This window comes from Enterobacter cloacae complex sp. SHL001, assembly GCF_049236825.1.
Classification (GTDB): Bacteria; Pseudomonadota; Gammaproteobacteria; order Enterobacterales; family Enterobacteriaceae; genus Enterobacter; species Enterobacter hormaechei_C.
In genome coordinates this window covers 14,046-30,870 of sequence record NZ_JBMKIP010000001.1, presented here as the reverse complement: position 1 = coordinate 30,870, position 16,825 = coordinate 14,046, and the positions used below count along the sequence as shown (strand labels likewise).

At 53.2% G+C, this 16,825-nt stretch carries 13 protein-coding genes; 9 read left to right on the top strand and 4 right to left on the bottom strand.

Annotated elements, in window-relative coordinates; translation table 11 throughout:
* Window positions 1-18 precede the first annotated feature (18 nt).
* From ACOTYH_RS00130 to ACOTYH_RS00115, 4 genes are all read left to right on the top strand, one after another.
* Window positions 19-1,404: an MFS transporter gene (locus ACOTYH_RS00130; RefSeq protein ID WP_017694076.1), complete on the top strand. Its 1,386-nt coding sequence runs from the start codon at window positions 19-21 to the stop codon at window positions 1,402-1,404.
* Window positions 1,401-2,807 (top strand): glucuronate isomerase, encoded by a 1,407-nt coding sequence (gene uxaC, locus ACOTYH_RS00125; RefSeq protein WP_058689351.1) that lies wholly within the window; start codon window positions 1,401-1,403, stop codon window positions 2,805-2,807. The genes ACOTYH_RS00130 and uxaC overlap by 4 nt, the downstream gene beginning before the upstream one ends.
* Before the next feature lie 27 nt (window positions 2,808-2,834).
* Complete coding sequence (locus ACOTYH_RS00120; protein WP_015570613.1) at window positions 2,835-4,373, top strand: MFS transporter; 1,539 nt, start codon at window positions 2,835-2,837, stop codon at window positions 4,371-4,373.
* A gap of 223 nt (window positions 4,374-4,596) precedes the next feature.
* Window positions 4,597-6,060, top strand: a complete 1,464-nt coding sequence (locus tag ACOTYH_RS00115; protein WP_058689352.1) for a mannitol dehydrogenase family protein — start codon at window positions 4,597-4,599, stop codon at window positions 6,058-6,060.
* Between the two features lie 44 nt (window positions 6,061-6,104).
* Here the strand turns inward: ACOTYH_RS00115 and ydfZ are convergent, their stop codons facing one another.
* Window positions 6,105-6,308, bottom strand: coding sequence for a putative selenium delivery protein YdfZ (ydfZ, locus tag ACOTYH_RS00110; RefSeq protein WP_003857405.1), 204 nt, complete (start codon window positions 6,306-6,308; stop codon window positions 6,105-6,107).
* A 287-nt stretch (window positions 6,309-6,595) separates the two neighbouring features.
* Between ydfZ and ACOTYH_RS00105 the strand changes: the two genes are divergently transcribed.
* Window positions 6,596-7,027 carry a universal stress protein gene (locus ACOTYH_RS00105; RefSeq protein ID WP_032104056.1) on the top strand — a complete coding sequence of 144 codons (432 nt, stop codon included), beginning with the start codon at window positions 6,596-6,598 and terminating at the stop codon, window positions 7,025-7,027.
* A 35-nt stretch (window positions 7,028-7,062) separates the two neighbouring features.
* Here the strand turns inward: ACOTYH_RS00105 and ACOTYH_RS00100 are convergent, their stop codons facing one another.
* Window positions 7,063-7,749: a GntR family transcriptional regulator gene (locus ACOTYH_RS00100; RefSeq protein ID WP_003857403.1), complete on the bottom strand. Its 687-nt coding sequence runs from the start codon at window positions 7,747-7,749 to the stop codon at window positions 7,063-7,065.
* 90 nt (window positions 7,750-7,839) lie between these two features.
* Window positions 7,840-8,586 carry a bifunctional NADP-dependent 3-hydroxy acid dehydrogenase/3-hydroxypropionate dehydrogenase YdfG gene (gene ydfG, locus ACOTYH_RS00095; RefSeq protein ID WP_015570609.1) on the bottom strand — a complete coding sequence of 249 codons (747 nt, stop codon included), beginning with the start codon at window positions 8,584-8,586 and terminating at the stop codon, window positions 7,840-7,842.
* A 143-nt stretch (window positions 8,587-8,729) separates the two neighbouring features.
* Between ydfG and dcp the strand changes: the two genes are divergently transcribed.
* On the top strand, window positions 8,730-10,763 hold the full coding sequence (dcp, locus tag ACOTYH_RS00090) for a peptidyl-dipeptidase Dcp (RefSeq protein ID WP_310865251.1): 2,034 nt from the start codon (window positions 8,730-8,732) through the stop codon (window positions 10,761-10,763).
* Between the two features lie 261 nt (window positions 10,764-11,024).
* Here the strand turns inward: dcp and ACOTYH_RS00085 are convergent, their stop codons facing one another.
* Window positions 11,025-12,083 (bottom strand): hypothetical protein, encoded by a 1,059-nt coding sequence (locus ACOTYH_RS00085; RefSeq protein WP_332999099.1) that lies wholly within the window; start codon window positions 12,081-12,083, stop codon window positions 11,025-11,027.
* A gap of 164 nt (window positions 12,084-12,247) precedes the next feature.
* Between ACOTYH_RS00085 and fhuE the strand changes: the two genes are divergently transcribed.
* The 3 genes from fhuE to ACOTYH_RS00070 all read left to right on the top strand — a co-directional run bounded on the left by fhuE (window position 12,248) and on the right by ACOTYH_RS00070 (window position 16,690).
* On the top strand, window positions 12,248-14,416 hold the full coding sequence (gene fhuE, locus ACOTYH_RS00080; RefSeq protein WP_421637600.1) for a ferric-rhodotorulic acid/ferric-coprogen receptor FhuE: 2,169 nt from the start codon (window positions 12,248-12,250) through the stop codon (window positions 14,414-14,416).
* Between the two features lie 598 nt (window positions 14,417-15,014).
* Window positions 15,015-15,929: an extracellular solute-binding protein gene (locus ACOTYH_RS00075; RefSeq protein WP_047056683.1), complete on the top strand. Its 915-nt coding sequence runs from the start codon at window positions 15,015-15,017 to the stop codon at window positions 15,927-15,929.
* A 14-nt stretch (window positions 15,930-15,943) separates the two neighbouring features.
* Window positions 15,944-16,690, top strand: coding sequence for a molybdate ABC transporter permease subunit (locus tag ACOTYH_RS00070; protein WP_017384530.1), 747 nt, complete (start codon window positions 15,944-15,946; stop codon window positions 16,688-16,690).
* Window positions 16,691-16,825 lie beyond the last annotated feature (135 nt).

Here is a 16,825-nt window from a genome sequence, read left to right as displayed (position 1 = left end):
CTTGCAGAGATAGCCATTATGACTCAAGCACAACCTCAAAGAAGTACGTCAGATCTGGTGAAAGCCGCCGTATCTGGCTGGCTGGGCACCGCCCTGGAGTTTATGGATTTCCAGCTCTACTCCCTTGGCGCCGCGCTGGTGTTTCATGAAATTTTCTTCCCTGAGCAGTCCGCGGCCATGGCGCTGATCCTGGCGATGGGCACCTACGGCGCAGGCTACATCGCGCGTATTGTCGGGGCATTTATCTTCGGCAGAATGGGCGACAGAATTGGCCGTAAAAAAGTGCTGTTTATCACCATCACCATGATGGGGATCTGCACCACCTTAATCGGCGTCCTGCCAACCTACGCGCAGATCGGGATTTTCGCACCGGTGCTGCTGGTGACGCTGCGTATTATTCAGGGGCTGGGCGCGGGGGCTGAAATCTCCGGCGCAGGCACCATGCTGGCCGAATACGCCCCGAAGGGTAAACGCGGCATCATCTCCTCGCTGGTGGCCATGGGCACCAACTGCGGGACGCTGAGCGCCACGGCGATCTGGGCCGTGATGTTCTTTGCCCTCGATCGTGAAGAACTTATTGCCTGGGGCTGGCGCGTGCCGTTCCTCGCCAGCGTGGTGGTGATGATCTTCGCCATCTGGCTGCGTATGAACCTTAAAGAGAGCCCGGTGTTTGAGAAGGTAAACGATGCCGAAGCCGTTGCGCCGGTTGCTGCGCAGGATACCTCGGTCGGCGCGATGTTTAAGAGCAAATCGTTCTGGCTGGCGACGGGGCTGCGCTTTGGTCAGGCCGGTAACTCTGGGCTTATCCAGACCTTCCTTGCCGGGTACTTGGTACAGACGCTGTTATTTGATAAGGCGATCCCAACCGATGCGCTGATGATCAGCTCGATTCTTGGCTTCGTCTCCATCCCGCTGCTGGGCTGGCTGTCCGATAAAGTGGGGCGCCGTCTGCCATATATCATCCTTAACATTTCAGCCATTATTCTGGCTTACCCGATGCTGTCGATTATCGTCGATAAGAGTTACGCGCCGGGCGTGATTATGCTCTCTATCATCGTTATTCATAACTTTGCGGTGCTCGGGCTGTTTGCGCTGGAAAACATCACCATGGCGGAGATGTTTGGTTCGCGAAACCGCTTTACCCGCATGGCGATCTCCAAAGAGGCGGGCGGTCTGGTGGCGGTAGGCTTTGGTCCAGTGCTGGCGGGGATCTTCTGCAATATGACCGGGTCCTGGTGGCCGATTGTGGCGATGCTGGTGGCGTACTCGCTGATTGGGCTGGTCTCCGCTTTGCTGATGCCAGAAGTGCGCGACCGCGATTTGAGCCTGGTGGAAGATGCAGCTGAACCCCTGCGCCAGAGCGATACCGCAGCGAAGCAGCGGAAATATGGAGCCCTGTCATGAGTTTTATTAACGATAACTTTATGATTGGCAATGCGAGAGGTGTTGAACTTTATCGCAACGTCGCGAAAGCGCTGCCAATTATTGATTATCACTGTCACCTGGACGCGAAAGATATCTTCGAGAATAAAAATCTCGATAATATTGCCGAACTCTGGCTGGCTGGCGATCATTATAAATGGCGCGCCATGCGCGCCAACGGTATTGACGAAAAATACATTACGGGCGATGCCCCGGCGGAGGATAAATTTGCGGCATGGGCTGAAACGGTCGAAGCGAGCTATGGAAATCCGCTCTATCACTGGACTCATTTAGAACTTCACCACTATTTTAACTGTGACGAACCGCTGGGCAGGCATAACTGGCGTGAAATAATGGAGCGCTGTAATCTGCTATTGCAGCAGCCTGATTTTACGCCGAGGGAACTCATTAAACGCTCCAGGGTAGAAGTTATTTGCACGACAGATGCTCCGCTTGATGATTTACGCTACCATCAATTATTGCGTGATGACGCGACGTTCAACGTTAAGGTATTACCGACCTTTCGTCCGGACGATGTTTTTGCGCAAAACGCGGAACAGTTTGCCGACTTTATCGATCGATTAGGTGAGACGACAGGATCTAAAATCCAGACATTCAGCGATTTTGTTAAGGGAATGAGCCAGCGTATTGCCTGGTTCCACGAAATGGGGTGCCGAATTTCCGATCACGGACCCGTGGAGATCCATTTTCAGTCAGCAGATGAAAGACAGGTTGAATCCGTGTTTGCCCGAAAGCGCCGGGGTGAAAATCTGGACGCCCGTAATAATGCGATTCTTGACAGTGCCATTTTTATTATGCTGGCGCATAATTACAGGCAGCATAACTGGGCAATGCAGATACACTTCGGTGCGATTCGCAATAATAATTCCCGCATGTACCGTTCTTTGGGTAGTAATACTGGTTTTGACTCGCTGACCGATCAGTCGAATCTTGCGGCCAATCTCAACCAACTCCTGGATGCAATGACGCAGGCTGAAGCTTTGCCCAAAACCATTCTATATAACCTCAACGCCAGCTATAACGATATTGTCGCGTCGACTATCGCTAATTTTCAGACTGCGGAATTGGGCGTTAAATCGCCGATACAGTTTGGCTCCGGATGGTGGTTTAACGACACTCAACGCGGAATGGAAAACCAGCTACATAGCCTTGCGGATCAGGGGCTATTAATGAATTTTGTCGGTATGTTAACCGATTCCCGTAGTCTGGTTTCGTATACTCGCCACGATTATTTCCGACGTATTTTGTGCAATATCATTGGTGGCTGGGTGGAGCGTGGTGAAGTTCCGGATAATAACGCCATCCTAACGAAGATGGTTAAAAATATTTGCCATGATAATGCTGAAAACTATTTCAGATTCTAAATTCTACTCACTGAGTGGGGATGGAACATGTCTCGTACTGCAAAAAAAATTACTATTCCGGTTAGTATCGGCTACGGACTAACGGATATTATGGGCGGCGGTGCCTTTACCGTTATCGGCGCCTGGTTATTATTCTTCTATACGACATTTGTTGGGTTGTCACCGGTTGAAGCGGCGTCTATTGTTGCTATAGCGCGCATTGTCGATGCTATCGTTAGTTTGTTTATGGGAAGTTTCACTGACCATTTTTACAAAAACTATTTTGGTAAAAAATTTGGTCGCCGACGTTTCTTTTTGCTGATCGGTGCACCGTTGATGCTGGTCTATGCATTGCTGTGGCTTGATGGCATGACATACGGTTTTTATCTCGCCGTCTATCTAGCATTTGAAATTATTGCTGCAATGGTACTGATCCCGTGGGAAACGTTACCGTCAGAAATGACAAAAGACTTTAACCAGCGGACCAAACTCTCTACCTGTCGCATGTTTCTTTCAGCGTCCGGGACGTTTCTGGCGACATTTATTCCTGGATTACTGATCGGCTATTTCGGGGAAAACAGCGCCCATGCCTACCTCATAAACGGCGTTATTTTTGCTGTACTGTTTATGGTATGTGTATTCATCTCGTGGAAAGTGACCTGGGAACGCGAGTTGACGCCGGAAATGCTCTCCGGGCTGGAAAAAAACACACGCCCACAAACAGCAGGGGAGAAGCTGGCTGCCTTTGGACGACTTTTTAAGGAGTATGGTTCCACCTTGAAAATCCGGGCCTTCAGGAAACATCTCGCCATCTATCTGCTGTCGTTTACCGGCAAAGATGTCTACAACACGGTATTTGTATTTTTCTGCGTGTACTGTCTGAATGTCTCTTCCTCACTGGCAGGCACGCTGCTGTCGATGAGTATTGTGGGGCTGCCCGTCACGTTAATTGCGGGTATAGGGATCATCAGATATGGGCCATCAAAGCTATATGTATTTGCCTATTCACTGATGTTGCTCTGTTTGGGGGGCTTCTTTGCCGTGTACCAGATCCCTGCGCTGAATACCGTCGCGACGCTGGTCATTCTGGCCGGGGTGTATCAGGTGGGGCGCTGCGTCCTTGAGTTTACACCGTGGAATGTGTTCCCGTTCATTCCAGATATCGATGAAATGGTCAGCCGTCAGCGTCGTGAGGGACTGTTTGCCGCGGTAATGACATTCTCCCGAAAAACCACGGTCGCTATTGCCACCTTTATTGTGGGTCTCCTGTTACAAAGCGGCGGATTTGTAAAAGGGAGCCAGACGCAGCCAACCGAAGCCATCCATACCATCGCAATGCTGATGTTCATCGGCACTGCTGCCTTGCTTATCCTGGCCCTGTGGCAGGCTCTGACATTCAACCTGAACAAGCGTACGCACAAAATCTTTGTGGATGAGCTGGATCGCCTGAAAGCCAACGGCTCTCCCCAACGCGTATCCGCCGAAGCTCGCCGGGTCGTGGAAGATTTAACAGGCTATTCCTACGACAGGTTGTGGCGTGAGCCGACGGTCCGGTCCGGCGAGCAGACGGTACGCACCCCTGTATGATCTGGTTTATATCTTTTGCCAGATGTCACACAACTTTATTTTTATATCACACCACTTGGCCGAAAGTTAATGTAAATCAATGTTCATGGCAGCATAACCAGTATTGTGATCGGCAGGATAAAGTAATGACACTGCCATTCTAGTTGGTTTAGTCAACCGGCGCAGCCGCACTGTGACCAGAGCGGCTGCGGATCTCAGCGTTCATAATTAACGAGTCTCAATCATGGAAAACCGTTTATTACAGGCGAAGGCAACGCGTCCTCAGTACGATCGCGACAGCCTCAAGGCACGCATTGTTCATTTAGGGTTTGGCGCGTTTCACCGTGCGCACCAGGCGGTGTACACCGATATACTCGCCGCAGAACAGGGCAGCGACTGGGGTTACTGCGAAGTTAACCTGATTGGCGGCGAACAGCAGATCGCCGATCTGAAGGCACAGGATAACCTTTATACCGTAGCAGAGATGTCTGCCGATGCGTGGACGGCGCGCGTGGTCGGCGTCGTCAAAAATGCGCTGCATGCGCAGGTCGACGGCCTTGAAACCGTGCTGGCGGCGCTGTGCGATCCGCAGGTCGCCATTGTTTCCCTGACCATCACCGAGAAAGGGTACTGCCACTCCCCGGCAACCGGACAACTGATGTTCGATCATCCGTTAATCGTTGCCGACCTGCAAAACCCCCATCAGCCGAAATCTGCGCCAGGCGTAGTGGTTGAAGCGCTGGCGCGGCGTAAGGCGGCGGGGCTGCCAGCATTCAGCGTGATGTCATGCGATAACATGCCGGAAAACGGCCACGTGATGCACAATGTCACCTGCGCCTACGCGCGCGCTGTTGACGGCGAACTGGCCGACTGGATTGAAGCGAACGTCACCTTCCCGTCAACCATGGTGGACCGTATTGTGCCCGCCGTCACGGCTGAAACGCTGGATAAAATTGAACAGCTGACCGGCGTACGCGATCCGGCAGGTGTCGCCTGCGAGCCGTTCCGCCAGTGGGTGGTGGAAGATAATTTCGTCGCCGGACGTCCACAGTGGGAAAAGGCCGGTGCGGAACTGGTTTCTGATGTCATTCCGTTTGAAGAGATGAAGCTGCGTATGCTTAACGGCAGCCACTCGTTCCTGGCCTATCTCGGCTACCTGGCCGGTTATCAGCACATTAACGACTGCATGGAAGATGAACATTATCGCGCAGCCGCGCATGCGCTGATGCTGAAAGAGCAGGCGCCGACGCTGAAAGTGAAGGGGGGGGATTTAGCTCACTATGCCGACCAGCTGATCGCACGTTACAGCAATCCGGCCCTGCGTCACCGCACCTGGCAAATCGCCATGGACGGTAGCCAGAAATTGCCGCAGCGGATGCTCGATTCCGTGCGCTGGCACCTTGTCCACCAGAAACCCTTCCCGCTGCTGGCCCTCGGTGTTGCGGGCTGGATGCGTTATGTCGGCGGTGTGGATGAGCAGGGTAACGCGATTGAGGTGAGCGATCCGCAGCTGGCGGTGATTCAGGCGGCGGTAAACGGTAGCGCTGAAGGCGAAAGCCGCGTTAGCGCGCTGTTGGGCATTGAGGCTATTTTCGGTAACGAGCTGCCGAAGGACGCGGTGTTTGTGGCTGCGGTCATGCAGGCCTATCAAACGTTGCTGCAAAAAGGCGCGAAGGCCACGGTTGCTGAGTACGCCTCCCGGCTTTAACGCGATGACATGCCGCCGTCCGCGGCGGCATGTCGGGGCGCAGCTTAGTGCATCCCCAGGCGAATCAGCTCAATCGGTTCGAACTTACCTTCGCATCCCTCGACTTCAACCGTTTTACCACGACGCACCTGCTCGGCATTAAGGCCGTCGCTGTGGATCGCTTTAATCACGCCGAACTGGCCTGTGCCGCTAATCATGACGCGGCTGCCAGTGGTGATTGCATTTCGGTTACGGTCGTATGTCATCATGGTATTTTCTCCTCTCGTACTTATCCGTTACGGCGGTAATTCAACGGCTGCCGTTCACGGGGCACTATTAATACGCCTCTCTTTAACGAAATTATTTGCTTTTGATCAAGCTCACACTTTTTTCTTATTTCATGCAGGCGTTGACGGTTCAGGACACCACTTTACAAAGCGGACAGTTATTTTCCTTAATTGATAGTTTCCGGGTACAAGTGTTTAGGCTTTGTTTATATCCACAATGTCATTCTGGAGGCAGAAAATAACCCTTCATCGGAAAAGGAGTCAGGCTTATGTATAAGAAAATTTTGATGCCTGTTGACGTGTTTGAAATGGATTTGAGCGATAAAGCGGTACGCCACGCGGTCAACCTCGCGAAGACGGAAGGCGCGACGATCACCCTGGTCAACATTCTCCCGAACAGCAGCCGTTCGTTACTGCGGGGGTTCAATGCCGATATTAAGAAGTTCGAAGAGTATATGACCGCCGAGTCTGATAAGAAGATGAAGGCGCTGAAACGGCTCTTTGATATGTCCCCGGACAATATTGACTGTGAAGTTCGCTTCGGCAACGTACGCGATGAAATCATCAAGCTCAGCAAAGAGGGGAAATATGATGTCATTGTTATCGGATCAAAAAATCCGAGCATTACAACCCATCTGCTGGGTTCGAATGCTGAAACTATCCTGCGCTACGCCACTATTCCGGTATTAGTGGTCCGCTAATTACTTCGCCGCAACCGAAAGGGGGCGGCGAGGTTTTATTCTTCGCTGAACCACTCGCGGTTTTCCTGGCGAATTAACTGAACTGACTCACTAATTTCCTGAAGGTGAAGCGTCATCGCTTTATCTACGGCTTCCACATCGCGTTTTTCCAGCGCGCTGAAAATATCATGATGCTGGCGCAGCAACATCTCTGGCGGAGAAACATGGTCTAGGCTCATGTAGCGCACGCGGTCGATGGTAGCTTTGATGTTTTCGACGGTATCCCACGCGAGCTGACACTCGGCGATCTGCGCCAGTTTCTGGTGGAACTCGTCGTCAAGCTGGAAAAAGTCGTTTAACTGTTTGCGGTCGATGGCGATTCGTTGCTGATGCAGGTTTTGCTCCAGCAGGTAGCACTGGTTATCGTTGATGAGCGACGCGGCGCGACGCACCACGGCGCACTCGATGGCCTGGCGAACAAAACAGCCATTCCGTACCTGCGAAAGCGAAATTTTATTTACATAGCTGCCGCGCTGAGGGCGGATCTGAATAAGGCCGTTTTCTGCGAGCTTAATAAACGCCTCACGTACGGGCTGACGGGAAACGTCAAAACGTACCGAAACCTCTTTTTCTGAGAGTGGCGTTCCCGGTGGGATCAGGCAGCGAACAATATCACGGCGTAAGATGCGATATATTTGCTGATTAACAGGCTGGGTAGGATTAAGTTGCGATTCAGCGGCCATGGGTTGTGATTTCTCAGAGAGTTAACCTGAACATACTACCATTCTTTTCCCTGCCATCACATACCCGGCCCGCAGGCCGGGTGGGGTAAATTAACCGCGATGCACGCTGAGTCCGGCATAGGTCTGGCTGACGGGCATCATCTCAACCGTATTGATGTTGACATGCTTCGGCAGATTCGCGACCCACCAGACGGTTTCGGTGATATCTTCCGGCGTCAGCGCATTCGCGTTTTCATAGGTTTTATCCGCTTTCGCGTCGTCGCCTTTGAAACGCACGTTGGAGAATTCAGTTCCGCCTACCAGACCCGGTTCAACATCGGTCACGCGGATCGCGGTTCCGTGCAGGTCGGTGCGCAGGTTCAGGCTGAACTGGCGGACAAAGGCTTTGGTCGCGCCATAGACGTTGCCGCCCGCGTAAGGCCAGCTTCCGGCGGTGGAACCGATGTTAATGATATGGCCACGGTTACGTTCAACCATGCCCGGCAGCACGGCGCGGGTCATGTACACCAGCCCTTTGTTGTTGGTGTCGATCATGTTTTCCCAGTCTTCCACGCTGGCTTTGTGGGCAGGCTCCATGCCCAGTGCCAGGCCAGCGTTATTGACCAGCACGTCAATTTCACGCCATTCGGCAGGCAGGTTGGCAATCATCTCTTCGATGGCGGCGCGGTTGCGCACGTCCAGCTGTGCGGTCAGAATGCTGTCACCCAGCTCGTCTTTTAGCTCCTGCAAACGCTCCTGACGACGCCCTGTTGCAATCACTTTGTGTCCGTTGGCGACGAAGCGACGCGTGATGCTTTCACCAAAACCCGCTGTCGCCCCGGTAACTAAAATAATCATCTCACTGTTCCTCAACGCTTTTTGTGTTGTACTAACATAGCACGCTCTCCGGCACGTCGTTAAGGCAACATTTGTATGACGCCATTGCAGGCCGGCGCAGGCTGGCCTACTCTGGGGAGAAATACCGTGCTCAGGAGTAAACGATGTCGGTCAACAATCCTTTTTTTGAAATTAGCCTGTTGCCTTATCAGGCGCCACGTTTTGATGCGATTAACGACAGCCATTATCGTCCGGCATTTGATGAAGCAATGCGCCTGAAGCGTGCAGACATTGACGCGATTATCGCGCAGCGCGCCGCGCCGGACTTCGACAATACCGTGCTGGCGCTGGAAAAGAGCGGGGCCATGCTGTCGCGCGTGAGCAGCGTGTTCTTCGCCATGACGTCCGCACACACCAACGATGGTCTTCAGGCGCTGGACGAGCAGTTCTCCACCGAACTGGCCGGGCTGGCGAACGATATCTGGCTAAACGATACGCTTTTCGCCCGCGTGGAAGCCGTCTGGCAGGATCGCGAGGCGCTGGATGCCGAATCCCGACGACTGACGGAGGAGATGTATCAGCACTTTGTTCTTGCTGGCGCGCGTCTGAACGCCGATGAAAAAGCCGAGCTGAAAGCCCTGAATACCGAAGCCGCCACCCTGACCAGCCAGTTCAACCAGCGCCTGCTGGCGGCGAACAAGGCGGGAGGGCTGGTGGTGGACAATGTTCACCAGCTTGACGGGCTCAGTGCGGAGGAGGTGGCTGCCGCGGCTCACGCTGCCGCAGAAAAAGGGCTGACGGATCGCTGGCTGATCCCGCTTTTGAATACCACGCAACAGCCCGCGCTGGCGGCGCTGTCGTTGCGCAAGACCCGTAAAAAGTTGTTCAGCGCGGGCTGGGAACGCACTCAGAAAGGCGACGAAAACGATACGCGCGAGCTGATCCGTCGGCTTACCGCGTTACGGGCAAGACAGGCGCAGCTGCTCGGTTTTGACAACTATGCGAGCTGGAGCATTGCCGATCAGATGGCGAAAACGCCGGAAGCCGCGCTCGAATTCATGCGCGGGATAGTTCCTGCGGCACGCGGCAGGGCCGCGCTGGAGCAGGCGGATATTCAGAAGGTCATCGACGACGAGCAGGGTGGTTTTACGGTACAGGCCTGGGACTGGGCGTTTTATGCCGAACGCGTGCGCTCAGCGAAATACGCGCTGGATGAGTCGCAGATCAAACCCTATTTCGCGCTCAATACCGTGCTGGAAGATGGCGTATTCTGGACCGCCACGCAGCTGTTCGGTATCCGCTTTGTCGAGCGTTTTGATATTCCGGTTTACCACCCGGATGTTCGCGTGTGGGAGATTTTCGACCACACGGGTGAAGGCATGGCGCTGTTCTACGGCGACTTTTTCGCGCGTGATTCCAAAGCGGGCGGCGCGTGGATGGGGAATTTTGTTGAGCAGTCTTATGAGTTTGCCGCGCGTCCGGTGATTTATAACGTCTGCAACTATCAAAAACCGGCGAACGGGCAGACCGCGCTAATCTCCTGGGATGATGTGATTACCCTGTTCCACGAGTTTGGCCATACCCTGCATGGCCTGTTTGCCAGCCAGCGCTATGCCACGCTTTCAGGCACCAACACGCCACGTGATTTCGTTGAATTTCCTTCGCAAATCAATGAACACTGGGCCAGCCATCCCCAGGTGTTTGCGCACTTTGCTCGTCACTATCAAACAGGCGAACCGATGCCGGATGCGCTGCGGGAAAAAATGCTCAATGCGACCCAGTTTAATAAGGGTTATGACATGACGGAGCTATTGAGCGCCGCGCTGCTGGATATGAACTGGCACGGCATTCAGGAGCCCGTTGAAGACGTGGAAGCCTTTGAAGCCGCCGCGTTGAAAAAAGAGGGGTTGGATCTTCCAGCCGTACCGCCGCGCTATCGCAGCAGCTATTTCGCCCACATCTTCGGCGGCGGCTACGCGGCGGGCTATTACGCCTATCTCTGGACGCAGATGCTGGCGGACGATGGCTACCAGTGGTTTGTCGAGCAGGGCGGTTTGACGCGCGTGAACGGACAGAAATTCCGCGAGGCGATTTTGTCCCGCGGCAACAGCACTGATTTAGCTGAACTTTACCGGAACTGGCGCGGGCACGATCCGAAGATCGAACCGATGCTGGAGAATCGCGGATTGAGTGCGTAAGGCTTTTTTAGTGTGGGAACAGAACCGGGCGCGAGGCCCGGTTTTTTCTTTCCCAAAATGAATCCTTAATTCTGCGAAATTTGCAGGAGAATAGGGGTCAGCTTCACGTACCTACACCTTTACTTTTACCCAGTCAGGATCCCCGCGACTTTAGAACATCTGGCGCTTTAACCCGGCTTTATCCGTTGGCCGGACTAAATATACTGCTTCAGCGTCCACGTTTATAAGTCAGCCATCCCTCACAGGATGGCTGTATATTGTTTAATTTAATGAAATACGAACCACACTATCCGGGCCTTTCGTCGTGTTGTCGTCATTGAAGTCCTGCTTCACGGTTACGTATAACGTTTTACCGTCCGGTGTTACCAGAAGACTGTTGGGATGGCTGGTGAACGTCCAGCTGTTTTTCACTGCATAGCTCCCGGCGTCAAGCTGCAACACCTTCCTGGATTCGCGCTGAGTGATGAAAATTTCGTTGCGCTCAGCGTTAAACTTAATTCCCAGCGCATCGCCTTTAAGACGCTTGATAACTTTCCCGCTGCGCTCATCAAATACCAGTGTGGTTTTGGCTTTTGAATCATCAGTCACGAACAGGCGCCCGGTGGCCGGATCTTCTGCCATATTCAGGAACAAATACGCTTTTTTATCTCCCGGCGTCCAGCGCTGTTCGATTTTATACGTCTCCGGGTTAATCACCAGAATTTCACCGCCGCCATTGGCGGCATAAAGGCGGTCTGTCAGCGGCGAATAAATAATCCCCGTCACCCATTTCCCGGCATTTTCGATTCGGGCTTTTAGCGTCATGGTGTTGGCATCAACCACGGAGATAAACCCAGGGTCGGCAACGCCGCCGATAAACAGTTGTCCCTTGTGGAAGAGGATTTCACGCGCACCAACCGGGTCGCCATCCTTGTCTTTGCCTTCAAACATCAGGCGCTGTAGCACCTTGCCGCTTTGCACGTCCACTTTCGATACCCCGCCATCAAGGGTGTTGGTGGTGTAGTAGACCTTGCCATTATCGTCCGCTGCCATGCCGAAGTTTTTCAGGTCGGTGTGGGTTTCACCTTGCGTGGCAAGCGTTGTGGGATCCAGTTTAAAGAGCACCCCGCCATTGACGTTTTTGAAACTCTGTGCGCTCGCAACGTACAACGCGTTTGCCGTTGGGGAGTAAACCATCTCATACAGACCGTCAGCGAGTTCGCGCTGCTTGAGCTCAGCCGAATCCGGGAGGGCTGCTGACGCCGTTGCGCTCAGGGTTAACGCCGCGGTAAGAATGCTTAAGCCCCATGTCTTTCTTTTTAGCCAATGGAATGTGTTCATTTTTTGTTCCTGTCATGCGCGAGCCGCGCTGATTTTGATAAATATACATTTATTTACATTTAACTTACAAAATTACCTGTGCATAATAAAGCAAATAATTATCATTTCCATTCTTATTTGTATGAATGATTTGCACATAACGACAACAACAGACAGGTAACATGATGATTTTTAAAGGCAGGGCTAATCGCGCGAAAGCGCCCGCAGGATTAATTCCTGCTTCCTTCTCACTTTCACTGCTTGCGCTGGCAATGTCCGCCGTCATGCACCCGGCACAGGCGGATGAAAATACGCAAGAACAAGAGATGGTTGTCTACGGTGACGGGAACGGGAGCGCCGACTCGCAGCAGGATTATGCGGTAAAAACCACGCGTTCAGGCACCAAAATGCTGCTGACCCCGCGCGATATCCCCCAGTCAGTCAGCGTCGTGACGCGCCAGCGTATGCAGGATCAAGACCTGCAAACCATTGACCAGGTACTTACCAATGCCACCGGCGTTTCGTCGCAGCAGGTTGATAGCGAGCGTTCCAGCTACTTTTCCCGCGGCTTTGAAATCACCAATTTCGCCTACGATGAGATCCCCACATCAATGGGCGACGCGTGGAACTTTGGCGATGCGCAGGAAGATACTGCCATTTATGATCGTATAGAGATTGTGCGTGGCGCAAACGGCCTGATGACCGGCGCTGGCGATCCGGGAGCAACGGTGAACATGGTGCGTAAACGTGCCGACAGTAAAACCTTCAGGGGCAACGTCAGCGCAAGTTACGGAAGCTGGAACAAACAGCGTTATGTGGGCGACATCTCCGCGCCCCTCAATTCCGACGGCAGCCTGCGTGGGCGCGTCGTGGCAGGTTATCAGGATCAGGACAGCTGGCTTGACAGATATGGCAAGCGCAAGAAATTTCTCTATGGCGTCATTGAAGGCGATGTAACGGAACACACGACGGCCTCGCTGGGCTGGGACTATCAGCAAACAAACACAGCCAACCCGACCTGGGGCGGATTACCCAGCCTGTACAATAACGGCAGTCGTACCCATTACGATCGCAACGTCAATACCTCGGCAGACTGGACGGGATACTCCGTTGAGTCGCGTAAAGTTTTTGCTAACCTCACCCACAACTGGGATAACGGCTGGTCGGTGCGTTTCAATGGAACCCACGGCGAGCAAACGTTCAATGATACCCTGCTTTATGTGATGGGTAATCCGGACGCCACCACCGGAGAAGGCGCATCAGGCTGGGGTAGTAAGGATCGCGGCAAGCGCACTCTGGACGCCCTTGATGCCTACGCCAGCGGGCCTTTTGAACTTCTCGGGCGTCAACATCAGCTGATGGCCGGAGCCAACTATAGCCGACAGCACAATGCTACCTTCAGCAAAGACGGGCCAATGGACAGTGCTCAGATTGGCATCTTCAACAACAGCTGGGACGGCAGCGTGGCCGAGCCGGAGTGGGGCGACTGGTATCAAAATGCGGATGATATCGTGCGGCAAAAATCGGCGTATACGGCGGCACGCCTGTCGCTGGCGGATCCGTTGTCGCTAATCGTTGGCGCACGTTATACCCAGTACAGCTCAGATGGCAGCAGCGGCGATATGCGTAAATACAACACCACCCCTTACGGCGGGCTGGTGTATGACATCAACGACAGCCTTTCCGCTTACGCCAGCTATACCTCAATTTTTGCCCCGCAAACCAAACGCACGAAAGAGGGTGCATGGCTCTCTCCCGTCACCGGTAAAAATTATGAAACCGGCCTGAAGGCAGACTGGATGGACGGTCGACTGACCACCAACGTTGCCGTATTCCGCATAGAACAGGAGAACGCGGGGGAGGAAATCAGCGGGGTATTCGTTAATGGATCCAGCGAACAAGCTTATCGCGCAACCAAAGGCGCAGTGAGCAAAGGGGCGGAATTTGAGGTGAACGGTGCCGTTACCGACAATCTACAGCTTACCTTCAGCGCGACCCGCTATGTTGCCCGTGATTCAGATGGCCGCTTCAACAGCTTTGCGCCGCAGACGCAGCTTAAGGTGTTCAGCCGTTACCGCGTCCCGGCGCTTCCGGATCTGACAGTAGGCGGCGGCGTAAACTGGCAGAATCAGGTGTACAAAGATGTCACCGGTCCGGACGGCGAGAAGCAGCGCCTCTATCAGGGCAGCTATCCGCTCGTCGACTTGTTCGCGCAGTATCAGCTGACGAAACAGCTGGCGGTGCAGGCAAACGTTCGTAACCTGTTCGACCGCGAATACTACTCCTACCTCGATGACTCTGCCGTCTATGGCGAACCGCGTAGCGTCTCGGTAAGCATGAGTTACACATTCTGATCTAATCAGCTTATCGCTACCCTGGCCATCACCTGTTCCGAAATGCGCTTCGGCCCCACCAGCGGCAACGACACGGCGATGGCCGCCATGCCATTGCCATCCTGGTAACGAATAATGTGCCGGTTTGAACGGGTGACGAGCCTGGTGCCGGAAACATTGGATCAGTTAAAGAAGACGTATGTTGGATATGCAGTAAAACAGCCAGACGCAAAAGCGTAAATATTCAATGAACAGGACGCCCTCAGACTCGAGGGTAATCCTGAGCAATACACAACTCCTCAAGTTATTTAATCACTATGTATCTATCTATCTATATAGCGAGTTGGGCTACAACTGTGCAAAAGACCTTGATGACAATGAGTTCAAGATTCTTCTACGCAAAGCCACGAGGAGTTTACGCAGCATGTTTCATGAACAATTGCCCACATTTGGATGACAACATCTGACTAAGTTGACCATGCACCACCCAGACCGATTTCCTTTAATTCAACCTTGCATCAACGGCGCGCTTGAGGAGGTTGTCATTGCGGTGATTTTTCTGGAAAATTCGATATATAAAAGAATACATAACGAGAGGGTGTTTATGGCCAGGAAACGAATGCAGGTTGTGCTGGTGGCGGTTGCGCTGCTGCAAATGCCATCCATGGCGCTGGCAAAGGATATCAGGGTGACTTATGCCGGTTCCATGGGCAAAGTAATGGACCAGGGGTTAGGTCCGGCTTTTTCCAGAGCAAATAACGACGGCTATCAGGGGCAGGGCCAGGGTGCATACGGGATGGCACGCCTGCTTGCAAGCCACAAAATTGAGGCCGATGTGTTTGTCTCCATCACCCCGGGGCCGATGCAAATTCTCAAAGACGCCGGGCTGATAGATGAGGCGGTCCCTGTCGCCAGTACCAGCATGGTGGTCGCTTACAGTCCTGAGGGTAAATATGCAGCGCAGTTTGAACAGGCCAACAGAAAGAAAGACGGCTCGTGGCTGACTCTGCTGACGCAGAAAGATGTCTTATTTGGCCGCACCGATCCTTATGTCGACCCAAAAGGCCAGAATATTGTGTTTAGCCTGATGCTGGCGGAAAAGTATTACAACATGCCGGGCATCACCGATAAAATTTTAGGCTCGCTGCAAAACCCACAGCAGACTCATCAGGAAGGAGGGCTGCTGGCGCGTCTGGAAAGCGGTCAGGTGGATGCAGCAGCGGGATACGAGAGTGAAGTTCGCTCAGCGCATTTGCCGTATGTCGCGCTGCCGGATGAAATAAACCTCAGCAACCCGGCGATGACGAAACAGTGGTATGACACCGTCAGTTTTACCATTAAAGACAGCAAAGGCCAGGATCAAATTCTGCACACTCAACCAATGGTGTTCTATGCGGCGGTGCTGAAAAACGCGCCGAATGGTGTAGAACAGGGACAAAAGTTCGTATCGTTCATGCAAAGCGCCGAGGGGCAGAAATTGTTCAAAGCGTTTGGCTACGCCGAACCTAAAGGAGACAGCTTATACGCCCGCTAAGAAAACCGGGCTGGGTGGCGGGGTGGTTATCTCTGCCCGCTATCCTGCTGTTAAGTATCCCCTTTATCACGCTGATTAGCGTCACGCCCTGGCATCATCTGAAGCTGGCCTGGCGCGACGACAGCGCCATTGCCGTCTCAATGGGACTGGGTGTGCTGGCGCTCGGAATTATCATTCTTATCGGCATGCCGGTGGCATGGTGGCTGTCACAAGCCACGGGTCGAAAACGATTGATCGGTGAACTGCTGGTGATGATCCCTCTGCTGACGCCACCGCTGGCAATGGGGATTTTGCTGGTTTCGGCTTTCGGGCCTTATGGCGTGATTGGCCGCTGGCTTTCACTGTTGGGAGCTACGCTGGTAAATAATCCGGCGGCGTTTGTGCTGGCTCAGGTTTACGGCGCTTTGCCTTATTTTATCGTGGTGTCGCGTTCGGCGTTTGCCACTGTTCCCAAAAATATTCTTGAAGCGGGACAAACGTTGGGAGCTTCTCCCTGGAACCGCTTTCGTTTTCTTACATTACCCCTGGCATTGCCTGGGCTGGCTTCTGCCGTAACACTCGCCTGGGTTCGCGCGGTAGGCGAGTTCGGGATCGTGATGATCTTTGCTTATTTCCCGCAGGGTATACCGGTAAAGCTGTATACCAATCTGCAAAATGACGGGGTGGACACAGTATATACTTTGCTATGGATGCTGCTGGTAGTGACGCTTCCCCTGCCAATGGTCTGCTTTGCTCTTGGCAAACGAATGGCCAGGAAATGAACACCCCTTAGATCGTCCGTTCCTCGTTCATAGCGGATGAGCTTGCTCACGTTTCCATTTCAGCGGGCTACCTCGAATAACCCCAAACCGGATTCTTCACAAAAGGCCACACACAGAAACCTCCAGTCAGTCAGA